Origin of the sequence: Nostoc sp. (genome assembly GCF_036917395.1) — a bacterium.
Taxonomy (GTDB): Bacteria; Cyanobacteriota; Cyanobacteriia; order Cyanobacteriales; family Nostocaceae; genus Nostoc.
Window position 1 is genome coordinate 183,805 of sequence record NZ_JBALDI010000009.1, and the last position, 10,730, is coordinate 194,534.

Annotated in this window: 11 protein-coding genes, 1 tRNA gene, 1 rRNA gene and 1 pseudogene; 6 read left to right on the forward strand and 8 right to left on the reverse strand. The window is 41.0% G+C overall.

Annotation, left to right across the window (positions count from 1 at the left end):
- Positions 1–54 precede the first annotated feature (54 nt).
- Entirely contained in the window at positions 55–1,896 is a 1,842-nt protein-coding gene (gene ftsH3, locus V7K46_RS06975; protein ID WP_335111843.1) for an ATP-dependent zinc metalloprotease FtsH3, read from the forward strand.
- 456 nt (positions 1,897–2,352) lie between these two features.
- Positions 2,353–2,496 carry a hypothetical protein gene (locus V7K46_RS06980; protein WP_335111856.1) on the forward strand — a complete coding sequence of 48 codons (144 nt, stop codon included), beginning with the start codon at positions 2,353–2,355 and terminating at the stop codon, positions 2,494–2,496.
- A 269-nt stretch (positions 2,497–2,765) separates the two neighbouring features.
- On the opposite strand, the gene V7K46_RS06985 is transcribed toward V7K46_RS06980, so the two are convergent.
- A complete protein-coding gene (locus V7K46_RS06985; RefSeq protein WP_298909172.1) occupies positions 2,766–2,984 on the reverse strand; it encodes a hypothetical protein in 219 nt (72 codons plus the stop codon).
- 29 nt (positions 2,985–3,013) lie between these two features.
- Here V7K46_RS06985 and V7K46_RS06990 point away from each other — a divergent pair, with 29 nt between their 5' ends.
- Positions 3,014–3,169 (forward strand): hypothetical protein, encoded by a 156-nt coding sequence (locus V7K46_RS06990; protein ID WP_335111844.1) that lies wholly within the window; start codon positions 3,014–3,016, stop codon positions 3,167–3,169.
- A 262-nt stretch (positions 3,170–3,431) separates the two neighbouring features.
- Here the strand turns inward: V7K46_RS06990 and V7K46_RS06995 are convergent.
- Positions 3,432–3,911: pseudogene (locus tag V7K46_RS06995) on the reverse strand (low temperature requirement protein A); the annotation flags it as partial.
- 219 nt (positions 3,912–4,130) lie between these two features.
- Here V7K46_RS06995 and V7K46_RS07000 point away from each other — a divergent pair.
- Complete coding sequence (locus V7K46_RS07000) at positions 4,131–4,670, forward strand: hypothetical protein (RefSeq protein WP_335111845.1); 540 nt, start codon at positions 4,131–4,133, stop codon at positions 4,668–4,670.
- A gap of 29 nt (positions 4,671–4,699) precedes the next feature.
- Complete coding sequence (locus tag V7K46_RS07005) at positions 4,700–5,530, forward strand: reverse transcriptase domain-containing protein (protein ID WP_335111855.1); 831 nt, start codon at positions 4,700–4,702, stop codon at positions 5,528–5,530.
- Here the strand turns inward: V7K46_RS07005 and V7K46_RS07010 are convergent.
- The 6 genes from V7K46_RS07010 to rsmA form a co-directional block, all read right to left on the reverse strand.
- A complete protein-coding gene (locus V7K46_RS07010) occupies positions 5,508–5,675 on the reverse strand; it encodes a hypothetical protein (protein WP_335111846.1) in 168 nt (55 codons plus the stop codon). The genes V7K46_RS07005 and V7K46_RS07010 overlap by 23 nt on opposite strands.
- Positions 5,676–5,820: 145 nt before the next feature.
- Positions 5,821–5,892: transfer RNA gene (locus tag V7K46_RS07015), tRNA-Gly, on the reverse strand.
- A gap of 170 nt (positions 5,893–6,062) precedes the next feature.
- A complete protein-coding gene (locus tag V7K46_RS07020) occupies positions 6,063–6,668 on the reverse strand; it encodes a sporulation/spore germination protein (RefSeq protein ID WP_335111847.1) in 606 nt (201 codons plus the stop codon).
- A 335-nt stretch (positions 6,669–7,003) separates the two neighbouring features.
- On the reverse strand, positions 7,004–7,333 hold the full coding sequence (locus V7K46_RS07030) for a DUF3082 domain-containing protein (RefSeq protein WP_335111848.1): 330 nt from the start codon (positions 7,331–7,333) through the stop codon (positions 7,004–7,006).
- A gap of 85 nt (positions 7,334–7,418) precedes the next feature.
- A complete protein-coding gene (gene ispE, locus V7K46_RS07035) occupies positions 7,419–8,372 on the reverse strand; it encodes a 4-(cytidine 5'-diphospho)-2-C-methyl-D-erythritol kinase (RefSeq protein ID WP_335111849.1) in 954 nt (317 codons plus the stop codon).
- A gap of 99 nt (positions 8,373–8,471) precedes the next feature.
- The gene (gene rsmA, locus V7K46_RS07040; protein ID WP_335111850.1) at positions 8,472–9,296 is read right to left on the reverse strand and encodes a 16S rRNA (adenine(1518)-N(6)/adenine(1519)-N(6))-dimethyltransferase RsmA; all 825 of its coding nucleotides are present in this window, start codon (positions 9,294–9,296) and stop codon (positions 8,472–8,474) included.
- A gap of 1,348 nt (positions 9,297–10,644) precedes the next feature.
- On the opposite strand from rsmA, the gene V7K46_RS07045 reads away from it, so the two are divergent.
- A 16S ribosomal RNA gene (locus tag V7K46_RS07045) occupies positions 10,645–10,730 on the forward strand; the annotation flags it as partial.

Sequence of the window (10,730 nt, forward strand, 5' to 3'; positions counted from 1 at the left end):
CGCAAAGCGCCCACTGAGAGCTAACGCGCGAAAAATACCGGAGGATAGACCTTAGTGAATAAAAGATGGAGAAATACGGGGCTGTACGCGCTGCTGTTTATTGTCGTCATTGCGCTGGGAACAGCATTTTTTGACAAACAACCTCAAAGCAGAGAGACATGGCGATATAGCCGGTTTATTCAAGAAGTTCAACAAGGCAGAGTAGAAAAAGTCAGTTTGAGTGCAGATCGCTCTACAGCACTGGTTACAGCCAAATATGACGGAAATAAACGGATTGTGACCTTAGTCAACGATCCAGACCTGATCAATACTCTGACTTCAAAAGGCGTTGATATTTCTGTTTTGCCCCAAAGCGATGAAGGATTTTGGTTTAAGGCACTAAGCAGCTTATTTTTTCCTGTATTGCTTTTGGTTGGGTTATTCTTCTTGCTACGTCGCGCTCAAAGTGGTCCAGGTAGCCAAGCGATGAACTTTGGCAAATCTAAAGCCAGAGTCCAAATGGAACCACAAACTCAAGTGACATTTGGCGATGTTGCTGGTATTGACCAAGCCAAGTTGGAATTAAACGAAGTCGTAGACTTTCTGAAAAACGCCGATCGCTTTACCGCAGTTGGTGCAAAAATTCCTAAAGGTGTGCTGTTAGTTGGCCCTCCTGGTACGGGTAAAACCCTCCTAGCTCGTGCTGTAGCAGGTGAAGCAGGTGTACCCTTCTTCTCGATCTCCGGTTCGGAATTTGTAGAAATGTTCGTCGGTGTGGGTGCATCCCGCGTCCGCGATTTATTTGAACAAGCTAAGACCAATGCTCCCTGTATCGTCTTCATCGATGAAATTGACGCCGTAGGTCGTCAGCGGGGTGCAGGTTTAGGTGGTGGTAACGATGAGCGGGAACAAACCCTCAACCAGTTGCTCACAGAAATGGACGGCTTTGAAGGCAACACAGGCATCATCATTATTGCTGCTACCAACCGTCCTGATGTCCTAGATGCAGCACTGTTGCGTCCTGGCCGCTTTGACCGTCAAGTTGTGGTAGACCGTCCCGACTATGCCGGACGCAGCGAAATCTTGAAGGTTCACGCCCGTGGCAAAACCTTGGCGAAAGATGTGGACTTGGATAAAATTGCGCGTCGTACCCCCGGATTTACTGGCGCAGATTTATCCAACCTGCTGAATGAAGCCGCAATTCTGGCAGCACGTCGGAATTTGACTGAAATTTCGATGGATGAAATCAACGACGCCATCGATCGCGTATTAGCTGGCCCAGAGAAGAAAGACCGGGTAATGAGCGAAAAGCGCAAAACCTTGGTAGCATATCACGAAGCTGGTCACGCTTTAGTTGGTGCTTTAATGCCAGACTACGATCCTGTGCAGAAAATTAGCATTATCCCTCGCGGTCGCGCAGGTGGTTTAACTTGGTTTACCCCCAGCGAAGACCGGATGGACACTGGTTTGTACAGCCGCGCTTATCTGGAAAATCAGATGGCTGTGGCTTTGGGTGGTCGAATTGCTGAAGAATTAATCTTTGGTGAAGAAGAAGTGACCACTGGTGCTTCCAACGACTTGCAACAAGTAGCACGGGTTGCGCGTCAGATGATCACCAGATTTGGGATGAGCGATCGCTTAGGCCCAGTTGCCCTTGGTCGTCAGCAAGGTAACATGTTCCTCGGACGGGATATTATGTCAGAGCGTGATTTCTCTGAAGAAACTGCCGCTGCTATTGATGAAGAAGTTCGCAAACTTGTGGATATAGCCTATACACGCGCTAAAGAAGTGTTGGTGCGTAACCGCCACATTTTAGATCACATAGCGCAAATGTTGGTTGATAAAGAAACGGTAGACGCTGAGGAATTGCAAGAAATTCTATCGAGTAACGATGTGACAACCGCTGCGTTTGCCTAATTTAACGAGTAGTTAGGAGTTAAGAACAATTCCTAACTTCTAACTTTTAAAATTCGGGGTAATTCTGGGATTTTCTAGAGTTACCCCAATTTTTTTTAATTCCTTGTCAAAAGCCCGGCCTTGATGGCTGGGCTTTTAATCCGAAATGGGGTTATATTCCCCGAAGGTTAGTTATAGAGTTTCAGTATAAATCCGTAGTCTGATAGAGACTACCACCTGAGCATAACCAATTCCGGAAAATTAGAAAAATTTTTCTAGATACACCCAAATAAAAGAACCTAAACCTCATCTATGTTGAGAACCGTAGTTTTTGCCCTCACCCTAATATCCCTCTCGCTACTGGGAGAGGGACTTTTTTTCGGCTCCCCTTCTCCCAATATTGGGAGAAGGGGCTGGGGGATGAGGGTTTTTTCTTAAAAGAGGTTGGTAATACTTTGCCTGACACACCGCAAAAGGATGAGTTACTCAAAGTCAGAGGAAATGCTTAAACTCTCTATTCGATTGGTAATACATTATCTCAAGTATGGTTCCGTGGCGCTGTCGGCGCTACGCGCCCGCAAGCTTGAGGCGATGTCTACGACGGGCTACGCCTACGCATGATTCATACTTGGATTCAGCAACGCCAAAAATTTACATCCGTATCTCCTGTTGCCGTCTTTGATAATTAGCAACTTGGATTATTTAGTGAAAACTAGAAATCAAGGTAATTCTGAGATTTTACAGAATTACCCCGATTGTTCTGAATGCAAAAGCATTTATACATTCTGTGGCGCACCCCTTATAGCGATCAAAAGTGTTCTCTAGATAACTTTCCGAATCTTGACATAACTACCGTCAAGAGTGACTCGACACTCAACTAATCGCCGATCTTAAAGTCTGGATGTCGGTTTTAAAAATAGCCACGCCACAAAGAACGTAGCCGCTGTGAATAGTTGCGTCAAATCCAAAGCAGATAGATAGCCATCTGCAAATGAAGCAATACTGCGATCGGTAATGCCAAATACCCAGGATGACAGTCCAAACAGCCAAATCCCATTCTTGAGATTTCCGACGAATTCCTTAGAGTTTGATGGTTTTTGGTCTTTCATGAGCTTCTGTTCTGTTGGTGAGAAATTTAATGATTGATGCGAAATACCTGCCATTAGGAATTTTTCTGACTCCTGATGCTGAATTTACACTTCCTATTCATAATATTAATAAATATTTCAGCTACTTGACTTCGCTGCCTAAAGGTACATCTCCTAATGTTGACATTCCTCCTTTGGTTCTGTAACCTCTGATAAAGGGCAATGTGTTGGGTTATCAGCATTACAGCGTTGGGTTTGAATGTTGAGATTACATTATCTTTAAAAAACTATATAAATATTTATTTATATTTATGATAAATTCCTCCATAGGATAGATGCATTTCAAAAAATGCCTTATATTTCACTTGCGTGGATCTGTCGTAGTGGCGCACAGATGTGCGCCACTACGCGATGATCTAGATTTCTGGGTCAACCAAGCGGGTAGTGGGACGACTCTGATGCAAGTCTTGAACTACTTGCCCAGAGGAAGGCTGCGATCGCAAAACCAATAGCGTAGCGAGTGGTCAAAGGACGTGCGGAGGGGATATGTCTTCCAGCACGGACGTACTCTATTACCAGCACAGCCCGACCGAGAGTATAGGAAATAGCAAAACCAGGGGAACTCTCACCCAAACCGTGGTGGATATTAATAGCCATTGCTGCTGCTGTCAGCATTTGTATACCAATTAGCAGCCGATGTCCCACATCATCGCTGTCAAAGCGGTTGGCGTAGAATGTAGTGCCAATCCATGACCACCAAACTGGTATAAATAAAACTACAAACCCAAATAATCCTGATAGAGAGATATCCTCGTTGAGATTGTGGGCGAGTTGAGAAACTGCAACTACAAAAACCAAATCATAAAACAGTTCTAGCCAAGTGGCGCGTCGTTCTTCTTCAGTGTCTTCACCAATGCGTAACCTTGGTGGTTGGAGAAAATTTGCCATAGTGCTAATTGCGAATCGCTAATTGATTTTTACCATTAGCTGTCATCCATTAGCGAGTGCGTATATGTTTCTGCGTAAATTCTTAAAAACCTGCTGAAAATTCGGTAACTTTGGCATTGTCCCACTGAATACTTTCAGCCGGAGAAGCTAAAGGCTGCGTTTAAAGCTTACGAACAACAAAAAACGGACTTCTTCCAGCAGGGTGAGCCAAAAGTTCAAATGGGGGTGGACGGTATTTCTTACCAAACCTTTAAAAAAGAACTTGATTTACGTTGTCAGCTTCTATCAAATAGATTATTTAAAGGTACATATCAGTTTTATACTTTTCGAGAAATAGAAATTCCTAAGCCATCTGCTGGAAAGCGAGTTTTATCGATTGCGACTATACGCGATGTTATTGTCCAAAAAGTATTGTATGATGCTATTTACAAAGAAATAGAAAAAGATTTTCAAGCCACACCTAGACTAAATAAAGTATCTTGTGCATATAGAAAGGGAAAGTCTGCACCCTATGCAGCAAGCTTGATTCATCATTATATTAAACAAGGTTTTATATTTGCCTTAGATGCTGATATAGTAAAATTTTTCGATAGGCTGTCTCACGAATATCTTTTTGAAATTATAGAGAGAAAGTTTGGTCAAGATACTCTAACTAATAAATTATTAAGACGGTTTATAAAAACTGGTGGACTTCCACATAGAAATCAACATGGCAAAACATACGGATACCGTTTTTTCATCATTATAAGCCTATTTTAAATAATCAAAGAATTATAAGAACTCAGGGTATCCCTCAAGGCGGTGTACTTTCGGGAATGCTAGCAAATTTATTATATTTACATGAATTTGATTGTTGGGTTATCAATGATTTATCGAAAAAATATTCTCTAAGATACGTCCGTTATGCAGATGATTTTGTAATACTTTTAAAACAAAAAGAATTAATTTCTATAGTACATCAAGAAGTTGCTCAAAAATTACAAGATATAAAACTGGAATTACATACTGATGAAAGTAAAACCAAATATGTTGATATAGCTAAAGATTTTCTAGAGTTTGTTGGTTTTCAATTTACTCTTGAGCATATCAAAGTTAAATCAGGAAACATTTTAAGATTTCAGCAAAGAATTGTAGAAAAGATTAATAAAGAGCAGTCTTATAAAACTGGTGAAAATTTAGAGCGTAGATTTAGCTTTTTTATCAAATACGTGATTAATAGAAAAGTAACTGGGCGTGGTGAGAAAATATGTGATGTATGCGGTGGTGTGCTAGGAGAAAGAGTAAAAAGTTGGATGGGCTTTTTTATGATTATTACAGACATCCAACAAATACGTGAATTGGATAAATGGATTCGGAAAGAAGTCAGCAAACACTTTTATAAAAATTACAAACTTCGTCTGAAAAAATCAGACTTTAAAAATGCAGGATTAATTACTCTTGAGCAAGAGTATTACAGACTTCGTAAACGAAAAGCCTGTTCATGTGAAAAATTTAATTGTTCTTTAAGTCCAATAAATGACAGTAACGCCATACAGCATACAGAGGTAAGGCAAACTCTATGTTGGAATTTTATTTGGAACTTTCTTAAGAGAACATTCAAGAAGTTATTTGCTCTTTAATGTTTAGCCAGTTTTGCTCATGCAAACGCTGCCAAGCTTTGCGAATATGTTCAGGCTTAAATAGCTTGCGCTTGCTTACACTGAATGGGTTGCCCCAGGCGATCGCCTGCTCAGTATCTTGTGCTAGTTTGGGATAACGGCTCAAAAATAATTACCTGCACATCTGGTAGTTGGGCGAAGGCTAATTCTATCAGTGGCTTAACATCAGCCCAAATGATGACATCAATTTGTTAAAAGTGACATTAATCTGTCAACAGTCACAAATAATTAGTTAATGTACATGATTTTAAAGCGGGCGATGGGACTCGAACCCACGACGATCACCTTGGGAAAGTGAGATTCTACCACTGAATTACACCCGCGAATTGCTGCCATAAACTTGGGCCTACAATGAATCATACCATTATTTACAGCTGTTTTCAATTGGCTTGAACATACGCTGTTTTGGTAACTGCTGATGTATGAGTCCTGTGGCTGTTCATATTGGGGAATTTTTTAGCTAGCTGATGACGGCACTTACTCCCATATTTAACTAAAGAACAATGTCCTCACCTCGCTCGGTGAAGCGAACCTCTTTAATATTCCATTGGGCATTACTCTTTAGGGTTTTGCGGAGACTACCAAACAGAGCGAACTGTTCACAACTAGAAAGAGAAGTTATTTGCCGCTTTGACTCAGGAGATATTCGCAAATCAACTGTAGCAATGCCATTTTTGACATTGACACGATACCCAGACAAGCTAAAGTCGCTTGTATCTCGTTTTTCTAAGATTTTACCCACTACATTTTTCACTGGTTCCTCGGCTGGTACTGAAACCTTTTCTGGAATTAGTTTTTGGCATTGAGTATCACTTGTGTATAGTGTGACTTTGGTAGTTTTGCTAGTAGCAGCCTTAGAAGTTGGTGAGGAAGGCGTATTCTCCTTAGGAGATTCTTGATTGGAAGATTTTTCTCTCAACTGAGCTACGCTAGGAATTTGGCTGGGAGTCTGAGACGATAAGCTACTCGTTAGTGTTGGGGTAGAGGATGGCGTTCCGCTATCAACATTACCAGCTGTGGGGTTAGAACTACAACTGCTGAGGTTGACAACCATTGCCATAAAGATAAGGGGTAAAAAATATCTCTTAGTTGTGTTCATAAACTTTGCTTACAAGTGATGTTGCTGCTATCAATTTCAGTGTTGCTGGTATCAATTCCGCATAAATTTGTGAATTATCAGCCAGTCTATAAAGTGTCAACCTGAAATCTGTTAAGGTCAAGGATTATACTATACACAGATTGCAATTGCACTGGGCGATCAAAATACGTGTGATTTCTCTCGCCAGTTTCGTCAGCACCACGGACTTTCTCCCAAAACTTGGAGAAAACAGCAACAAATTTTTCAGCCTTCAGAAGCGCGAAGCTACAATTGCTCAAAAATTGTAGTTCGTTAGAAAAACTTGTGTCTTTAGGTTGCTGATTAAAAGCAAATTACTAGTTTTCACTACTTTTTTGCTTGGTCAACTCCTGCACTAATAATTGCACACCCAAAGCCAACAAACCAATTGCTACTATACCAAATATCCCGCTTCCTAAAGCAACTACACCAACAACCAGAGTCCGAACAGCAGAAGAAATCTTCACCACCAATGGATTAATTGAATGGATCGGTTTAGTAGCGAAATTTGTAGCGATCGCAATCATCAGCGAATACACTGCATATCCCATTCCTCCAGAAATCACCGCCCCAGTTAAACAGCGTAACGGACTCGTTGCCGACTGTATTTTAGTATCCGTTTCTGGTGTTAAATTTTGCTCACTCATACCATTTTAGATTTTATATTTTGGATTGGGTCATTAGGAATAATTATTGTTTATTCCCTATAGTTAATTAACGAAAAAGAATTATTTAAACAGACGATGCCACTTTAATACCATGTGTGATTGTTCGAGTTACAAACAATTCTAAGTCCTGATCAAGAATTGCTTCCCTTACTTGCAGCAAAACTAGTTCTGCCTGCTGTTGAGACTCAAAAAGAGCAAATACTGTTGGCCCAGAACCAGACATCATTGTTCCTAAAACGCCTTCTTTATTTGCGAATACTTCTCGCAGTTGCAAGACTTGGGGATAGGCTGGCAATACCACACGCTCTAAATCATTGTGCAGTTTTTGGGCAATTTCTCCCACATCTTTATCCAGGACAGCTTTTACTATTGTTCCGGAATGAACTGCATTAGCACGCGCTACCAAGTTATCGCTATCTCTAATATAAGAATTACCAAACTGCTCTCGATAGGTTTTGTATGCCCAAGCCGTGGAAACTTCCAAACTGCGGTATTTCCCCAATACTATATATATATTATCTAAACTCGGCAGGGGAGAAAGTTGCTCACCCCTACCTGTTGCGATCGCAGTTCCACCCGCTACACAAAATGGTACATCTGAACCAAGTGTGCCTCCCAACTCCTCTAATTCTGACTGAGTTAATCCCAATTTCCACAGTAAATTTATCCCTACCAACACAGCTGCTGCATTCGTCGAACCCCCAGCTAACCCAGCAGCTACAGGAATCTGCTTATTGACGGTAATCTCCACACCCCCATATTTGGCAAAGGCTCCAGGAAATTGCCTCGCCATTAATTCTGCTGCTCGGTATGCCAAATTACTTTTATCTGTCGGTACTTGTGGGTGGTTGCAGTGAACACGGATGCTGTCAATGCTGATGGAACGCAGATCAATTTGGTCTGCAAGTCCGATACTTTGAAGTATCATGGCTAACTCATGATAGCCATCAGGACGATTGCCAATGATTTCCAGATACAAGTTGATTTTGGCAGGGGCAATTAGGCTGTAGGAACGCATTTTGAAAGTTAGAAGTTAGGGGTTATGGGTTGCTAATTGGGAATGGGTGAATTTTGGGTTTGAATCAAAGCAATCATCTACATGTTCACTCTTAACTCCTCATTCCTCACTTTTAACTCCTAACTCATTTGCTAGGATTACCCATTGCTGAACACTGAGGTCTTCGGCTCTGGCTTGGGGATTTATTTTTAATTGTTCCAATAAGTGGATCAGGCGATCGCGTTCAATAACAGATTGCAAATTATTTCGTAACATTTTGCGCTTGGCACCAAACCCCAACTTTAAAAAATTCTCTAACCGTCTTGGGTCAAGTGCTGCTATTTCTATTTTTCGGGGACATAATCGTACTACTGCTGAATCAACTTTTGGCGGTGGATGGAATGCGACCGCTGGAACGGTGCAAATTAACTCACACTCAGCCAAATACTGTACCCGCACGCTCAACGCTCCAAAGGCTTTTGACCCTGGTTTAGCATACAACCTTTCTGCTACTTCTTTTTGTACGAGTAACACTATTGAGTCAAATGGTTCGGGATTGGGGTTGGCGATCGTACCCAGTAGTTTCTCGATGATTGGCCCTGTAATGTTGTAAGGAATATTGGCTACTACTTTATTTGGCTTTTGGAAATTGGGAAAGGCTACGAGATGAGATGGTAAATCCAGGGTGAGAAAATCGCCTTGCAGCAGTAAAAAATTTTCAGTCTTACCCAGTTGCTTTGCCAATAGTTCGCATAAGTCGCGGTCTATTTCAACTGCAACCAGAGATTGCACTAGGGGTAATAAACGACGAGTCAGAATGCCGGTACCGGGCCCAATTTCCAGGATGCCATCGCTTTCTGTACACTCTGCTGCTTGAATAATTGCGTCGAGTGCCTTTTCACTTTTGAGCCAATGCTGAGCAAAGACCTTACGCGGTCGGATCATCTGTATTTATTGCCTAGTTTAGTTTTTAGCTTTTTATCAAAAATTCATTTGTTTAGAGTCAATGGGCGATATTACCTGCCGCACTTCTCTATTCAATCTAAAATTTGCACCAAGGGAGGTTTTCCTAAAGTTCACTAGGGCTAGTATCAGTCATCTGTGTAACCTTGGTCTACTTTGTCTTCTTATCGTCTAGTTGTCTCCAAGCAATACGCTTCGTCCTACCGAAGTCAGGGTTTCTCTGTCTGGTCTTGCCTACTTAGGTTTCGACCAATCTTAAAACTTAATTATTACTTTTGACTAATTTTATTGATTTTATATTGACACAAAGATATTTTTATATATTTTAAAAAGTAAAGTATCCCCTTTTTTAGTCTAGGGCTGTTTCATCGTTTAAAAGTACCTGATTTATAAGCATGGAAGCCAAAAATCAGTTAGTTAAAAAATATGATTGGACAATTATCATGGCGATCGCACTTAGATTTTTAGAGTTATGGCAATAATTTTTCTTTGTCCTACTTTTTTAAATTTCTTCCTGATAATTTTGATAAAATCCCTATCTTTACCTACCTTATCGATTGTGAAATCCTTCTACAGCGCTAGACTCACTGTAACGAACCTTCCCATGAACGGCTGCCTATCTTCGTAACGGTGTCAGTACGACCTTCACCCGTAGGATAGGGGTCTTAAACAGTAAGCTCGATAATGGTTATGCTTTTATCTTATATAGTTTATAGTTCTGACTTTCGCCTCTTATCTGGAAAACCTCACTTCCATTCCTTTCTCCTACTGTAGAGAGGCTTTGAATCCTCCCCCAACCCTATAAAGATTAGGGGTTAGGTTTCGCTCTCTTCTTTTCCATATCTTATGAAAAGTCAGATATAGTTTGGCCATTTTGATTCGGGATAAATCCCTCCAGCAAGACTGACTCTTGTCTTGTAAGATAAACACGATCTAAATACCCTAATCTGGATTAGATGGTGTTTAGGGGACACTAACTATTAATTTGCACCATTACAACATCAGGATTGAGCCACTTATTTTCGTTTATCTCCTGCTGCTTAACCTATTTCCCTGAAAGTACTGCCAGTCAAGCAATTTGTCCGATGATAAAAAAAGATTGTTTTACCCCTTGACAAACTAGAGAAAGACTAGCTACTCTAGTTAAGTGCGAAGGCGAAAGAAGCCAACGACGCGCTGAACCTAAAAAACATAATACTTTGAAAGCTTAAGAAATAACCAATCCTCGTCAAACAGATTCTAGCTTTGGGATTTACCAAAGAAATAGTCGAAATTATTAACTAGGATTCCGAGAAATAGATTTTTCGGAGCCACAAACTCGAAACAAACCAAAACGGAGAGTTTGATCCTGGCTCAGGATGAACGCTGGCGGTATGCTTAACACATGCAAGTCGAACGGTGTCTTCGGACACAGTG

Bases quoted from the DNA above. Each gene is read 5' to 3' on its own strand.
- rsmA (WP_335111850.1), bottom strand. From the start codon at position 9,296: ATGATCCGACCGCGTAAGGTCTTTGCTCAGCATTGGCTCAAAAGTGAA.
- V7K46_RS06990 (WP_335111844.1), top strand. From the start codon at position 3,014: ATGATTGATGCGAAATACCTGCCATTAGGAATTTTTCTGACTCCTGAT.
- V7K46_RS07030 (WP_335111848.1), bottom strand. From the start codon at position 7,333: ATGAGTGAGCAAAATTTAACACCAGAAACGGATACTAAAATACAGTCG.
- V7K46_RS07020 (WP_335111847.1), bottom strand. From the start codon at position 6,668: ATGAACACAACTAAGAGATATTTTTTACCCCTTATCTTTATGGCAATG.
- ispE (WP_335111849.1), bottom strand. From the start codon at position 8,372: ATGCGTTCCTACAGCCTAATTGCCCCTGCCAAAATCAACTTGTATCTG.
- V7K46_RS06985 (WP_298909172.1), bottom strand. From the start codon at position 2,984: ATGAAAGACCAAAAACCATCAAACTCTAAGGAATTCGTCGGAAATCTC.
- V7K46_RS06980 (WP_335111856.1), top strand. From the start codon at position 2,353: ATGAGTTACTCAAAGTCAGAGGAAATGCTTAAACTCTCTATTCGATTG.
- V7K46_RS07000 (WP_335111845.1), top strand. From the start codon at position 4,131: ATGGGGGTGGACGGTATTTCTTACCAAACCTTTAAAAAAGAACTTGAT.